This window comes from Primorskyibacter flagellatus, assembly GCF_900176485.1.
GTDB classification, from domain to species: domain Bacteria; phylum Pseudomonadota; class Alphaproteobacteria; order Rhodobacterales; family Rhodobacteraceae; genus Primorskyibacter; species Primorskyibacter flagellatus.
Map to the genome: position 1 here is coordinate 226,458 of NZ_FWYD01000004.1, position 14,453 is coordinate 240,910.

A 14,453-nucleotide genomic window follows, 5' to 3' on the forward strand; every position below is an offset into this window, starting at 1 on the left:
ACACAAGGACGGGCACGCGAACGGAGGCGGACATGGTGACGGTTTTCAGATGGTTGGTGCGGATCACCGGCGCGGTGCTGGTGCTCAGCTGCCTTGTCATCGCTTTGGTCTACTACCTCGCATCGCAATCACTTCCCGACTATGACAAGACGTTGAAAGTTGACGGCACCACGACCGAAATCGAGATCGTGCGCGACCACGCCAATGTGCCGCATATCTTCGCCGGTGCCGACCGCGATGTGTTTTTCGGCCTCGGCTACGCCCATGCGCAGGACCGCCTGTGGCAGATGATGATGTTGCGTCGCACGGTGCAGGGCCGCCTGTCAGAGATGTTCGGCGCGCGCACTGTCAATATCGACAAGCTGCTGCGACGTCTGGATTTCTACCCCCTTGCCACCCGCTCGGTCGAGGCGCAGGACCCGCGGACAATACGCGCGCTGGAGGGCTATGCCGCAGGTGTCAACGCCCGCATCGCCGAGATCAACCGTGACAGTCTGGGCCGAGGCGCGCCAGAGTTCTTCCTGTTCGATACCGCCATCCCGCCCTGGCGACCGGCGGATTCCGTTGCCATCGTCAAGCTGATGGCGCTTCAGCTGTCCGGGCAGCTCTCGACCGAGGTTCTGCGCGCCCGCACATCGCTGCTCTTGCCCGACGAAAACCGTCTTGCCGACATCCTGCCCGACATGCCCGGCCCCGGCATCGCCGCCCTGCCCGACTATGCGACGCTGGTTCCGGGCGTTCCGCGCTATGCCAAGGCAAATCCCCGCGACGACACCCTGCTCAATCCGGTGAAACGACGCGGCTTTGCGGGTGCCTCCAACGGTTGGGCCGCGGCCCCTTCCCGCTCTGCCTCGGGTGGGACGCTATTGGCCAATGACCCGCATCTGGAATTCACCGCCCCTTCCACCTGGTATCTTGCGCGGCTGGAATTGTCCGCTGGCGGTGTCATCGGTGCCACGATCCCAGGCATTCCTGCGGTCCTGACCGGACGCAGCGATCGGCTGGGCTGGGGACTGACTTCTGCCTATGTAGACGATCAGGACGTGCGCATAGAGGCGCTCAACCCCGACAATCCCGAAGAATACCGTACACCCGACGGGTTCAAAACCTTCGAGACGCGCAAGTCGATCATCTCCATCAAGGATGACACACCGATCACCATGACCCTGCGCTGGACCGATAACGGGCCGGTCTTGCCAGGCACGCATTACGATCTGGACACGATCACGCCGCCGGGCCATGTGGCCTCGCTGTCGTGGACGGCCCTCAGCCCGCGCGACACGTCGATGACAGCCGCCATCAATCTGATGTATGCAGGCTCTGTCGACGAGGCGCTTGGCGTATCCGAGGATTTCATCGCACCGGCGCAGAACCTGACTTTGGCGGATCAGAACAACGTGGCGTTGGTGATGGTCGGCGCGATGCCAAATCGGAACGAAGGCCATCAAAGCAAGGGACGGCTGCCCACGCAAGGATGGCGACCTGAAAACCGCTGGAACGGACGGCTGCCCTTTTCCGACAACCCGCGCTTTATCTCGCCCGCTGGCGGCATCGTCGGCAATACCAACAACAAGATCGTGGACCGGCCGTTTCCACAGCATGTCAGCTATGACTGGGGCGACAGTCAGCGCATCCAGCGTTGGGAACGCCTGATGCAGGGACGCGAGGTGCACACCCGCGACAGCTTTATCGAGGCGCAGCTTGACACGGTCAGCACCACGGCCCGCACGCTTTTGCCGCTGATAGGTGCCGATCTGTGGTTCACGACCGAAGCCGCCCCCGAAGGCACACCGGAACGCCGCCGGCAGGACGCGCTGAACCTGCTGGCCGGGTGGAACGGAGAAATGAACGAACACCTGCCGGAACCGTTATTGTATGCCGCGTGGCTGCGGGCGCTTCAGGAACGGCTGATCCGCGACGACCTTGGCCCGCTGGCGGACGAATACGACCATGTCGAACCGTTGTTCATCGAGCGTGTGTTTCGCGATGTAGACGGCGCGTCTGCCTGGTGCGACATCATCCGCAGCGCCGCGATCGAGACCTGCACGGATATTTCGCGGCTGGCGCTTGACGATGCGCTGGTCTGGGTCGCCGAGACCTATGGCACCGCGCTTGAATCCCTGCGCTGGGGCGACGCCCACGAGGCCACCCACGACCATCCGGTGCTGGGCAAAGTCGCGGTGCTGAACTATTTCGTGAACATTCGCCAATCGACCAGCGGTGGCGACAACACGCTGATGCGCGGCCGCACGCGCGGCACCGGACCGGACCCGTTTCAAAACACGCATGGCGCGGGCTATCGCGGGGTCTATGATTTTGCCGATCCCGACAGTTCGGTCTTTGTCACGGCCACCGGGCAATCGGGCCATTTCCTGTCACGCCATTACGACGATCTTGGGCAACTCTGGCGACGTGGAGAATATACCCCGATGTCACTGGACACCGATCTTGCGCGCGCGGCGGCTGTCGGCATCACGCGTTTGACGCCCTGAAATTCCGGGATTTCAGGCGTCCGCATGCCGGCCCTGACACAGCCAAATCGCGTCGCGCTCAAAGCTGGCGGTATTCTCCGGCTTGCTTGGCGCTCCAGTTGACGGTGATCTCGAACCCGTCTTCGGTCTGAAGCTCCTGGGTGACGACGCCGCGTTCATGCAGCCAAGCCCGCTGTTTGCCCGCGTCAAAGCCCAGAACAAGGTCCTCGGTCTGTTTCTGAGCGTCCAATGCCGCGCGCATCGCTTCCAGCAATGCGTCCATGCCTTCGCCCGTGATCGCCGAGACCGTGAGCACATTTTCGTCGCGTTCGGCGCGCGCGCGCAAGGCCTCGGCGTCTTCATCTGCCACCAGATCAAGCTTGTTCCAGACCTCCAGCATCGGCGTCGCATCGGTGATGCCCAACCCTTCGAGGATTTCGCGCACGTCTGCCGCCTGCTCTTCGCTGCCATCATGGCTGATGTCGCGGACATGGCAGATCAGATCGGCGGCCAGCACTTCCTCCAGCGTGGCGCGGAACGCGGCGACCAGTTCCGTCGGCAGATCAGAGATGAACCCCACAGTGTCGGACAGGATTACGTCCAGCCCGTTCTCCAGCCGCACCGCCCGCATGGTCGGGTCCAGCGTGGCAAACAGCATGTCCTTCGCCATCACCTCTGCCCCGGTCAACCGGTTGAACAGGGTGGATTTTCCGGCGTTGGTATAGCCCACAAGTGCCACAATCGGATAAGGCACCTTGGCCCGTGCGGCACGATGCAGCGCGCGGGTCCTGACGACTTTCTCAAGCTGTCGGCGCAGCCGCACAAGCTGGTCGTCAATCGCGCGGCGGTCCGCCTCGATCTGCGTCTCACCGGGGCCGCCGACAAAGCCCAGCCCGCCGCGCTGGCGCTCCAGGTGGGTCCAGGCGCGGACCAGACGGGTTCGTTGATAGGACAGCGCGGCCATCTCGACCTGCAACACACCCTCGCGCGTCGCGGCACGGTCACTGAAAATCTCCAGAATCAAGCCGGTCCGGTCGAGGATCTTGACGTCCCAGGCCTTTTCCAGATTGCGCTGCTGAACGGGGCTGAGCGGACCATCGACCAGCACAAGCTCTACCTCGGCCTCCTCGAAGACGCGCCTCAGCTCTTCTATCTTTCCGGTGCCGAACAGGCCCGCCGGTTGCGGTTTGGGCAGACGAATGACATCGGCGCCCACAACCTCCAGATCCGGCAGGGCCGCGGCCAGGGCGACTCCCTCTTGCAGCGCAGGACCGGGCTCGCGCCTCTGCCGATCAGACAGGATATCAGGATGCAGAACCCATGCGCGGGTTACATGCGTGTCATGTTCTCTCAACTGTTCTCTTCGCCATCATACAGGTTGATCGGCTGCGAGGGCATGATCGTCGAAATGGCATGTTTATAGACCAGTTGAGATTGTCCATCGCGACGCAACAACACGCAGAAATTGTCAAACCAGGTAATCACCCCCTGCAACTTTACACCGTTGATAAGGAATACGGTGACCGGAACCTTGGTCTTTCGAACATGGTTCAGGAACGCGTCTTGCAGGTTTTGCCTATCGGAAGCCATTGAAATCGCCTTTATTCTTGTCGTGTCGCGCAGTTCGGAACGCCCTCGATGCACGATTATGTATTGCTGCTTTCAGAGTTACCAGCAGAAATCCATGCTCTTTTCGCATGCGCGGCATCCTGATGCTATTCACGCCACAGATCCGGCGTGATCATCGCAATGATTGCCAGCGTTTCGAACCGCCCCAAAATCATCGCCGCGCACAGGAAAATCTTGGCCTCAGCCCCCAGCCGAACCAGATCTATCGGGGTCTCGGACGCCGAGGTAATCAACGGGCCGGTGGTGGACAGAGTCGCGATCGCCAACACCATAGCGTTTTCAAACGGCACATGCACGGCAGTCAGCGCCATTGTCACCATGGTGAAGGATAGCGCGAACAGCATGAAGAAGATCCAGGCGATGAAGGCACCGGACCGTCGGACGCGCCGGGTAAAGGCACTCGCCCGCCCCACGGAATGCGGATGCACCAGCCGCTCGATCTCTCGCATACCGTTGAGATAAAGCGCAAAAACCCGCAGCAGCTTGACCCCGCCCGCCGTCGTGGCCACGCCGCCGCCGATCAGCGAAAGACCAAGCAGGATCAGGCCCGGCGTTTGCAACCCTGACCAGTTCTGCGCCTCGTTCCACTCGGCACTTTCAAACCCCGTTGTGGTCAGAAAGGACAGCACGGTAAAGGTCGCCCCCCAATAGGCGCGCAGTCCCGCCATCAGGTTTTCTTCTTCGTTGAACTCGAACGAGGCAATCCAGTGACGCAGAAACAGCAACAGCGGCACGCCGATGACAAAGATCAGGCCAAGCCGAAACTCGGGGTCATGGCGCAGACCGGGTTGGGCGCGGTTGATCGTATCGCTGGAAAAGGTCAGCCGGGACAGCGCGAAGGCGAGAAAGAAAAACACCACCACCTCTCCGGCGAACCCGCTGGACGCATTGTCCAGCCCGCCGATCGAGGAAATGCCGCTGGTGGCCATCACCGACATGGCGTGGATCACCGCCACCAAGGGACGGTCCCCCGCCACCATCAGTGACAGCCAAAGCACTAGCGTCAGCCCCGCATAGATCGGCACCAGATAATGCGCACTGCGCCACAGCCGTCGTGTCGGGTCGGCCATATCCAGACGCGCCGCCCCTGCCGCCGAGATCTGGCCGGGCTCGCCGCCCGCCGTCACCTCGAACCCGCCCAGGGTCAGGGGCGCGAGAATGGCGGCCGCCGCGATCCACATCAGCAGCCCGCCCAGCCAGCCGACCTCGGCGCGCCACAGGTGCTGCGTTCGGGTCAGGCGGTCAGGCTCAAACAGCGTGGCACCCGTGGTGGTCAGGCTGGAAACCATCTCGAAATAGGCATTGAGAAACGTGGTCGTGCGCACCGCCTCGAAGAACGGTACAGCCAAAAGCGCGGGGATCAGCACGAACCCGGCCAAAAGCGCCGCAAGCTGGCGCAGCGCGCTCAGGCTGATGGTCCGCCCCGACATCGCTGTGGCCACCAGCCCCGACAGAACCAGCCCGACAACGCTGGTATAGAAGAAGCTGCGCGCTTCGTGAAAGCTTTGTTGGGCAAGCGCATAGGCGGCCGGAACCAGCATCGCGGCGCAGGCCAGCACTGTAAGCAACAGAAGGAACGGCAGAAGCTTCAGGCGATTAAGCAGCATGGCGTCAGAAGAAGTCGATAGAGACCTGCAACAGCCGCTCTACCTCGGGCACGTCGCTGGTCATGGCAAAGATCACGATCATATCGCCTTCGTCGATCCGCAGGCCGCCCACAGGCTTTACCACCTTGCCCTCTTTCATCACAGCGCCCACCAGCACGCCTTCGGGAAAGTCGATATCGCGTATTTTCTGCCCCGAGATCGGCGATGTGGACAGCACCTCTGCCTCGATCACCTCTGCTTCGGCATCGCCGATGGAATAAACGGCGCGCACCCGGCCATGGCGGATATGGCGCAGGATCGAACTGACGGTGGTGGCGCGCGGGTTGATATAGGCGTCAATGCCAAGCGGCCCCATCAGAGGCACCAATGTCGGATCGTTGATCAGTACAATGGCCATTGGACAGCCCGCAGCCTTGGCACGCACGGCGGCCAGCATGTTGGTCTTGTCATCATCCGTAACGCAGAGAACGGCATCTGCACGATCGATATTGGCCTCGGCCAGCAAGGTTGCATCCAGCCCGTCGCCGTGCAGAACAATGGTTTTTTCCAGCACATCGGCGGCGCGTTCGGCCACGCCGCGATTTTTCTCGATCACCTTGGCGCGGACGCGTTCGGCACGAGCCTCAAGCTGTCGGGCGACGGTCAGGCCGACATTGCCGCCGCCGATCAGAACGACCCGTTCCTGCTTCTTGACCGATTTGCCGAAAATTTCCATGGTGCGGCGGATGTCGTCCGCATGTGACATGACATAGCAATCATCGCCGACAAACAGCTGATCCCCCGGATCGGGTGCCCAAAGCGTGCCATCGCGCCTGATGCCCACCACGATCGAGCGCAGGGTGGAAAAGAGATCCGTCAACTGCCGAAGCGGCGTGTTCACGACCGGACAGCCTTCCTCGATCGTGAGACCAAGAAGATGCGCCTTGCCGTCAAGGAAGGTTTCCGTGTCAAAGGCCGAGGGTGCCGCCAGCCGTTGCAGGGCAGCATCCGCGACCTCACGTTCAGGACTGATGACCACGTCAATTGGCATGTGGTCGCGGCGATACAGGTCGGAATAGATCGCCGTCAGATAGCTTTGTGACCGCAGCCGCGCCACTTTTCGCGGGATCGCAAAGATCGAATGCGCCACTTGACAGGTCACCATGTTGACCTCGTCCGAATGGGTGGCGGCGATGATCATGTCCGCATCGCGCGCGCCTGCACGGTCAAGGATGTCAGGATAGGACGCGAACCCCGCGATACCCTGCACATCCAGCGTATCGGTGGCGCGCCGCACGAGATCGGGATTGTTGTCCACGACCGTCACATCGTTGCGTTCGCCAGACAGATGCCGTGCGATCTGCCAGCCAACCTGGCCTGCCCCGCAGATGATGACCTTCATTCCAAGCCCTTCCGGCGAAACGTTCTACGCCGGATTTGCATGACAGAAGCCCCCGCAAGGGTCAATCCGGCAGCGCCGGGGCAAGAGATTGGGTTTCGCATGCGCTGGCCGTGTCGTCACTCGACCTCGGCGTCGTCTTCGACATGGGCGATGCGCGCACCTGCCTTGGAGGACGTCACCACACCCAGGGATTTCAGTTTGCGATGCAGCGCCGAGCGTTCCATGCCGACAAAGCTGGCCGTTCGGCTGATATTGCCCCCGAACCGGTTGATCTGGGTCAGCAGATATTCACGCTCGAACGCTTCGCGCGCCTCGCGCAGCGGCAAGGTCGCCAGCGTGCCCGAAAGCACCACGCGGTTTTCATCGCCGTCCGGCACGCCACTATCCTGCGGCAACTCGCGCGCCGTGATCTCGTCATGGCCTTCGCCAAGGATCAGCACGCGTTCCACCAGATTCTTCAACTGACGCACATTGCCGGGCCAGACCATCGTCTGCATCAGCGCCACCGCCTCATCGCTGAGGGCGCGCTGCGGCAGGCCTTGGGTCTTGTGGCATTGCTCGATGAAATGCGCGGCCAGCAGCGGAATATCCTCGCGCCGCTCCTCGAGGCTGGGCACGGCAATCGGCACGACGTTGAGCCGGTGATACAGTTCCTGCCGGAACGTCCCCGCCGCAATCTCTGCCTCCAAATTGCGCGCGGTGGACGAGATCACCCGCAAATCGACGCGCACCTTGTCGGCACCGCCCACCCGTGTGAACTGCTGATCGACCATCACCCGCAGGATCTTGGATTGGGTGCCAAGCGGCATGTCGGCGACCTCATCGAAATAGATCACGCCACCATGGGCCTGTTCCAGAAGACCCGGCTCCACCCCACGATCAGACCCTTCGCGCCCGAACAGCACCTCTTCCATGCCTTCGGGCGACACGCCTGCACAATTCACGGTGATGAACGGACCCGCGGCGCGATTGGAATGGGCGTGGATATAGCGCGCGGCGACCTCCTTGCCCGATCCCGGCGGCCCGGACAGCATCACGCGGCCGTTGGATTTGGTGACTTTGTCGAGCTGGCCAATCAGTCCGCGAAACGCGGCGCTTTCGCCGATGACCTCGGTCGGGTGGCTGTCCTTGCGTTTCAGTTTCTGATTCTCGCGGCGCAGGCGGCTGGTTTCCATCGCGCGTCGGATCACCACCAGCAACTGGTCGATATTGAAGGGCTTTTCGATGAAATCATAGGCCCCCTGCTTGATCGCCGCGACGGCAATCTCGATATTGCCGTGGCCCGAGATTATGACCACGGGAACATCCGGGTTGTCACGCTTGACGGTCTTGAGGATGTCGATCCCGTCCATCTTGCTGTCTTTCAGCCAGATATCCAGGATCAGCAGCGCGGGCGGCTCGGCGTTGATCTCGGCCATCGCCTCGTTGGAATTGCCCGCCAGCCGCGTGGTATAGCCTTCGTCTTCAAGAATATCCCCGATCAACTCGCGGATATCGCGTTCGTCATCGACGATCAAAATGTCACTCATACGACCCTCGTTCCTGTTGTGGACGGCTCTGCCATCGCGGCCGCCCCCGTTTCACCAAGCGGCAGACGGATGACCGCCATTGCGCCGCGATGCGATGCGCCGTCAAACACCGGCGCATCTTCGAGGACGAGGCTGCCGCCATGCTCCTCGATGATTTTCTTGACGATCGGCAGGCCAAGCCCGGTGCCCTTGTCACGGGTGGTGACATAGGGTTCGAACAGACTGGCCCGGTCCTCGGGCAAGCCGACGCCATTGTCCATGATCCGGATCTCGGCCCGGTCACCGTCGCGTTTCAGCGTGACGTGGATCTGCGGGACAAACCCGCTTTCGACACCCTCTTCGATCCGGCCTTCAATCGCTTCACCGGCGTTCTTGATCAGGTTCGTCAAAGCCTGGCCGATCATGGTGGCGTCCAGCTCTGCCGGCATTTCGCCGCCTTCAAAATCGGTGACAAAGCGCACATCGGGTTGGCCTGCCTCCTGCAACAGCACGGCACCGCGCAACAGATCCCTCACGTCCTCGGGGCGGCGCTCTGGTTCTGGCATGCGGGCGAATTTGGAAAATTCATCGACAATGCGCCGCAGGTCGTTGGTCTGCCGCACGATGACGCCGGTCAACTGATCAAGGCTTTCGCCTGATTCCTCGTCCAACTGACGGCGGAACTTGCGCTTGATGCGTTCGGCGGACAGCTGGATCGGGGTGAGCGGGTTCTTGATTTCATGCGCGATACGGCGCGCCACATCCCCCCATGCCGCCATCCGCTGCGCGCTGACCAGCGTTGTCACATCATCAAAGGCCACCACGAAGCCTTCAAGACTGCCATTCGCGCGGCGGCGGTTGGACATGCGCACCAGCAGATGTTCCAGACGTCCTTCGCGGCTGACCTTAACCTCTTCCTGAACGGTCTCGTTTCCACCATCCCGCAGCTTCTCAAAGACCGGCCCGAACTCTGGGACCGACACGGAAATGGGCATCGACTGCTGGTCCGCGCTCCAGGCAAGCAAGCGTTCGGCGGAGCGGTTGACGAAGGTCACCCGCCCGCCTTCGTCCAGCCCCACGACACCAGATGTGACAGAGGTCAGCACGGAATCGAACAGCCGCTGACGACGCTCGATCTGGCGGGTATTGTCCAGCAACGTGTTGCGCTGGCCCTTCAATTGCCGGGTCATCTGGTTGAAGTAACGTCCCAGCATGGCGATCTCGTCATCGCCGTCCTCCTCGACAACCTGCACGTCCAGATCACCGGAGCCCACCTGCTGTGCCGCACCGGCCAAACGCCCGACCGGACGCGACAGCCGTTCGGCAAACCACATGCCCAACCAGACGGCGGCAAGGATCAGCAACATCGCAAAACCAAGATACAGCATAGCAAAATCAAACAGACGCCGTCCGCGCTCGCTTTCCTGTTGCTGGTAGAAGCGTGCGGTTTGCTGTGTTTCGTCCAACAGGTTGAGAATGGCGCCATCGACCTCGCGGCTGACATAAAGAAACCTGTCGACAAAAGCGTTCAGCGGCACCAAGGCGCGAAACTCGTTATTGTCCCAATCCGGGATCAGCGCGACGCCTTGCTCTAGCGCCTCTGCGATACGGCCAGAGGTCGGTTGTTCGTAGTCGAAAAGGTAGGACCGTTCGCCGCGTGCGCGGATTTCGCCGGCACTGTCGATCACATAAGCCTCGCGCAGCCCGCGCTGGATCTGGCTTTGCCCCGTTCCCAAGACCTGCCGGACTTCGCCATCATTCATCGCGAATGTCGCGCGCCGGTTGGCGTCAATGAAAGCCGCCAGTGCCTGGGCATCCTGGGCCAGCCCCTCGCGATGTTCCGCCTCATAGGATTCCGCCGCCTCAAGCGAGGCGCCTACAACGGCGCGCACACGGTCCGAAAACCATGCCTCCAGCCCGATATTGATGGTCAGCACCGCAAAGACAGCGACAGTCACCGTCGGCAACAACGCCATCAGCGCAAACACACCGGTCAGCCTGAGGTGAAGCCGCGAGCCCGCCGATTTGGCCCGCCGCGCCGACACCATGCGCGCCACGCGCTGTAGAACCAATGCCGCAACAAGCAGGACATAGACAAAATCCGCGAGCAGGATCAGCCGCAACGGCATTGAGGCCGCCCCCTGATCCAGCGGACCGAGAATCGCGAATGTCGCCGCCGCCAGCACCGGCCCCAGCAAGACCAGCCCCAACGTCGCCGCATTCTGGAAACGGCGTTGTCGCCGCAGCCGGTTGAACCGGGTCCAGGTCAAGGCTCGTGCCTTTAAGGCCACAGGTCGCCCTCTTCTTGATGTGCCCCGCAAGGCAGCCAACCGCCATATCTAGTGGTCCGTTCCGGAACCGAAGCACCGGGGCCACTGTTATGTTGCCCTTTTACATCAATTTGCGGCGCCGTGTCACGCTAATATCCAGATCGGTGATTTTCTTGCGCAACGTATTGCGGTTGATCCCCAGAAGATCGGCACATTTGGCCTGATTTCCGCCCGTTGCATCCAGCGCAATCTCTATCAGGGGGGCCTCTACTTCACGCAGGATTCGCGAATACAGTCCCGGCGGCGGCAACATGTTGTCGTGCAGATCAAAATAGCGCCGCAAGTGCCGCGCCACGCTGGCCGAAAGCTTTTCGACATCGCTGCCGCCGCGCAGAACAGGGCCCATTTCGGGCTGATTGCCCAGCACCATCTCTACCTCTGTCCGGCTGATTTCGTCCGAGCGGCTGGTCAGTCCCAACCGACGCACGGCGTTTTCCAACTGCCGCACATTGCCCGGCCAGCTATAGGCGCGGAACAGCTCTTCGGCTTCGCGCGACAGCCATCGCTTCGGGGCACCGTCGCGTTCTTCACGGGACAGGAAATGTTCGGTCAATAGCGCAATATCGTCCACACGCTCGCGCAACGCGGGCACTGTCAGCGTTGCACCGCACAGACGGTAATACAGATCGGGACGCACGCGGCCCTCTTCCATCGCGACCGCCAGATCGCTTTGACTGGTGGCCATGAAGCGCGGGACATGATCGCCGGGGACATCCATCATGCGGACAAGCCGCGCCTGCATCTCATCGTCGAGATTGGCGATCTCGTCGATCAGAAGCGTGCCGCCCTTGACCCGCGCCAGAACGCGCATCGGGCCTTCAAGCTCTTGCAAATCGGCCGCAGCCACCGTCACGAAAGGCAATGTGCGGCGGTCGGAGAAGTCGTGAACCGCCCGCGCGATCAGGCTTTTGCCGGTGCCGCTTTCCCCGCAGATCAGAACTGACAGATCGGTGTTCACCACCCGCGCGACCAACCGGTAAAGCGCCTGCATTGCCGCGGTCTTGCCAACCAGCGGAAGATCATCCGGCGCGTCCGTCAGATCATCAGACCGCGGTGACTGCGGCACATGGCGTCTGCTTTCCAGCGCCCGGGCGGTGCGCTTCATCAGATCCGGCAGGTCAAACGGTTTGGGCAGGTAATCATAGGCCTCGGCCTCGGCCGCCTGAATCGCCGTCATGATGGTGTTTTGCGCCGAGATCACGATCACCGGCAATCCGGGCCGGTCCTGCGCAATCCGGGGCAGCATCTCCAGCCCGTTCCCGTCAGGCATCATCACATCCGAGATCACCACGTCGCCCTTGCCCTCTGCCACCCATCGCATCAGCGTGGTCAGCGAGCTGGTCGCGTGGACCTTGCATCCGGCACGCGTCAGCGCCTGGGTCAGAACCGTTCGGATCGTGCGGTCGTCATCGGCGACCAGAACCGTGCCATCCATCAATCTTTCTCCTTGAGTTCCCGCGCCGCTCGCGGAAGCGAGATTTGAAAAACGGTGCGGCCAGGCACAGAGGTGACCGAAATCCACCCGTCATGGTCAGAGATAATCTTGTTCACCAGCGCCAATCCCAGCCCGGTGCCATTTTCGCGGCCCGAAACGAAGGGATCGAAAATATCGCCCTTGATGTTCTCCGGCAGGCCGGGACCGTCATCCGTGATTTCGATTTGCAGCGGCAGCGCCTGCCCTGACCCATCCGACCGGCGCAGACGAAAGCTGTGTTCATAGAAACTGCGAAGACGGATCGTGCCGCCCTTCGGCCCTGCTGCTTGCGCTGCGTTTTTCAGCAGGTTCAATATGACTTGCAACAATTGGTCCGGATCGCCGCAGGCCATCGGCAGGGACGGGTCGTAATCCTCGACGATCCGCATCTGCGCGCCAAACCCCAGCAAGGCAGAACGACGGGCGCGATCCAGAACATCGTGGATATTCACATCGCGGCGTTCCGGCGGCGACAGGTTTCCGAATTGCTCGACCTGTTCAAGCAGCTTTACGATCCTTCGACTTTCTTCGACAATAAGGTCTGTAAGTTCAAGGTCTTCCGTCGCGAGGTTCATGCTGAGAAGTTGCGCGGCACCGGTGATGCCCGCCAGCGGGTTCTTGATTTCATGGGCCAGCATCTCGGCCATGCCGATGGCGGATTTCGCTGCGGATTTCACCGAATGACTTTGCGTCATTCGTCCGGCCAACTCGCGCGGCGAAATCAGCATTATCATCCAGCCCGGCCTGCCCGCCACGGGCGCAAGCGACAGATTACACTGCAAGGGCGCACGGTTGCCCGGTCCCACATCGACATCATTGACGAAAAGCGGGGTGCCGTTCCTGCGCGCCCGTTCGATGCTGTCTTCCAGCGGCGCGTCGATCATCAAGCGGTCCCAGATCGGCTGTCCGGCCAGCGATTTGGACGAATTGTTCATAAACCCTTCGGCGGCGGGGTTGAGATCGGCAATATTCTCATCCTCGTCGATCAGGATTGCCGGAACGGGCAACGAGGACCAGATCGCATTGCTCAACTCGGGGGTCATGCTGCCGCGACCCCCTGCCCGTACAGCAAGGCCGGCTCCAGCCCGTCCAGCACCTCTGCGGGGGTTTTGGCGGTCAGGATGCAACGCCGCATCGGTGCCGCGGTTCCGGCCACATCCATGTACCAGGCCAGATGCTTGCGAGAGACACGCAGACCAAGATCTACGCCGTAGAAGGAGAGCATTGCCTCGTAATGCCCCGCGACCAAGGCAACCAGCGCCGACCCATGCGGGATTTGCGGCGCGGGATGCCCGTGCAGCGCAGATGCGACATGAGCCAGCAACCATGGCTGACCCTGCGCGCCGCGTCCGATCATCACCCCGTCAGCGCCCGATTGCGCCCTTGCCTGCCGGGCAGTTGCCAGATCCACAATATCGCCATTTGCGATCACCGGGATTGCCACGGCCTGCTTGACCGCGCGGATCGCAGCCCAATCGGCGCGGCCCTTGTAAAACTGACAGCGTGTCCGGCCATGCACGGTAATCATCTGCACACCCGCACCCTCTGCCCTTCGGGCAATATCCGGCGCATTCAGACAGTCGCTGTCCCAGCCCAACCGCATTTTCAGCGTCACCGGAAGGTTAACGGCCTCCACCACCGCCTCGATCAAGCGCAGCGCTTGATCCGGGTCGCGCATCAGCGCCGAACCGGAATAGCCGCCCACCACCTTCTTTGCGGGGCAGCCCATATTGATGTCGATGACCCGCGCGCCGTTGGCGGCGACCATCCGGGCAGCCTCTGCCATCCAATAGGCATCGCGGCCCGCCAGTTGCACAGAGGTATTGGCCCGGCCGAAACCAAGCTCTGCCTTCTCCCGAACGCCGGTCTTCGCCTGCACCATTTCCTGACTCGCCACCATCTCGCTGACCACCAGACCCGCCCCAAAACCTGAAACCAGCTCGCGGAACGGCAGATCCGTGATCCCCGCCATCGGCGCGAGCAATATCGGGGGATCGACAGTAATATCTGCCAGTTCGATGGCCACTTGCTTAATCCTTGTGCAGTCACCTTT

Annotated in this window: 10 protein-coding genes; 1 reads left to right on the top strand and 9 read right to left on the bottom strand. The window is 61.7% G+C overall.

Going from position 1 to position 14,453, the window contains the following annotated elements:
- Nucleotides 1-32 precede the first annotated feature (32 nt).
- A complete protein-coding gene (locus tag B8991_RS09105; protein WP_084352656.1) occupies nt 33-2,492 on the top strand; it encodes a penicillin acylase family protein in 2,460 nt (819 codons plus the stop codon).
- A gap of 58 nt (nt 2,493-2,550) precedes the next feature.
- On the opposite strand, the gene hflX is transcribed toward B8991_RS09105, so the two are convergent.
- The 9 genes from hflX to dusB all read right to left on the bottom strand — a co-directional run bounded on the left by hflX (nt 2,551) and on the right by dusB (nt 14,426).
- Nucleotides 2,551-3,825, bottom strand: a complete 1,275-nt coding sequence (hflX, locus tag B8991_RS09110) for a GTPase HflX (RefSeq protein ID WP_084352658.1) — start codon at nt 3,823-3,825, stop codon at nt 2,551-2,553.
- Nucleotides 3,822-4,061 carry an RNA chaperone Hfq gene (hfq, locus tag B8991_RS09115; protein ID WP_084352660.1) on the bottom strand — a complete coding sequence of 80 codons (240 nt, stop codon included), beginning with the start codon at nt 4,059-4,061 and terminating at the stop codon, nt 3,822-3,824. The genes hflX and hfq overlap by 4 nt, the downstream gene beginning before the upstream one ends.
- Nucleotides 4,062-4,186: 125 nt before the next feature.
- Nucleotides 4,187-5,707 (bottom strand): TrkH family potassium uptake protein, encoded by a 1,521-nt coding sequence (locus B8991_RS09120; protein ID WP_084352662.1) that lies wholly within the window; start codon nt 5,705-5,707, stop codon nt 4,187-4,189.
- A 4-nt stretch (nt 5,708-5,711) separates the two neighbouring features.
- Complete coding sequence (trkA, locus tag B8991_RS09125) at nt 5,712-7,088, bottom strand: Trk system potassium transporter TrkA (protein WP_084352664.1); 1,377 nt, start codon at nt 7,086-7,088, stop codon at nt 5,712-5,714.
- A 116-nt stretch (nt 7,089-7,204) separates the two neighbouring features.
- Entirely contained in the window at nt 7,205-8,617 is a 1,413-nt protein-coding gene (ntrX, locus tag B8991_RS09130) for a nitrogen assimilation response regulator NtrX (protein WP_084352665.1), read from the bottom strand.
- Nucleotides 8,614-10,866 (bottom strand): sensor histidine kinase NtrY-like, encoded by a 2,253-nt coding sequence (locus tag B8991_RS09135; RefSeq protein WP_328588491.1) that lies wholly within the window; start codon nt 10,864-10,866, stop codon nt 8,614-8,616. The genes ntrX and B8991_RS09135 overlap by 4 nt, the downstream gene beginning before the upstream one ends.
- Before the next feature lie 121 nt (nt 10,867-10,987).
- Nucleotides 10,988-12,361: a response regulator gene (locus tag B8991_RS09140; protein ID WP_084352667.1), complete on the bottom strand. Its 1,374-nt coding sequence runs from the start codon at nt 12,359-12,361 to the stop codon at nt 10,988-10,990.
- Complete coding sequence (locus B8991_RS09145; protein WP_084352668.1) at nt 12,361-13,443, bottom strand: two-component system sensor histidine kinase NtrB; 1,083 nt, start codon at nt 13,441-13,443, stop codon at nt 12,361-12,363. Before B8991_RS09145 ends, B8991_RS09140 begins: the two co-directional genes overlap by 1 nt.
- Nucleotides 13,440-14,426, bottom strand: coding sequence for a tRNA dihydrouridine synthase DusB (dusB, locus tag B8991_RS09150; protein WP_084352739.1), 987 nt, complete (start codon nt 14,424-14,426; stop codon nt 13,440-13,442). The genes B8991_RS09145 and dusB overlap by 4 nt, the downstream gene beginning before the upstream one ends.
- Nucleotides 14,427-14,453: the final 27 nt, after the last annotated feature.

Excerpts from the sequence above, each read along its gene's own strand:
- B8991_RS09105 (WP_084352656.1), top strand. The coding sequence starts at position 33 with ATGGTGACGGTTTTCAGATGGTTGGTGCGGATCACCGGCGCGGTGCTG.
- hfq (WP_084352660.1), bottom strand. The coding sequence starts at position 4,061 with ATGGCTTCCGATAGGCAAAACCTGCAAGACGCGTTCCTGAACCATGTT.
- B8991_RS09120 (WP_084352662.1), bottom strand. The coding sequence starts at position 5,707 with ATGCTGCTTAATCGCCTGAAGCTTCTGCCGTTCCTTCTGTTGCTTACA.
- trkA (WP_084352664.1), bottom strand. The coding sequence starts at position 7,088 with ATGAAGGTCATCATCTGCGGGGCAGGCCAGGTTGGCTGGCAGATCGCA.
- ntrX (WP_084352665.1), bottom strand. The coding sequence starts at position 8,617 with ATGAGTGACATTTTGATCGTCGATGACGAACGCGATATCCGCGAGTTG.
- B8991_RS09140 (WP_084352667.1), bottom strand. The coding sequence starts at position 12,361 with ATGGATGGCACGGTTCTGGTCGCCGATGACGACCGCACGATCCGAACG.
- B8991_RS09145 (WP_084352668.1), bottom strand. The coding sequence starts at position 13,443 with ATGACCCCCGAGTTGAGCAATGCGATCTGGTCCTCGTTGCCCGTTCCG.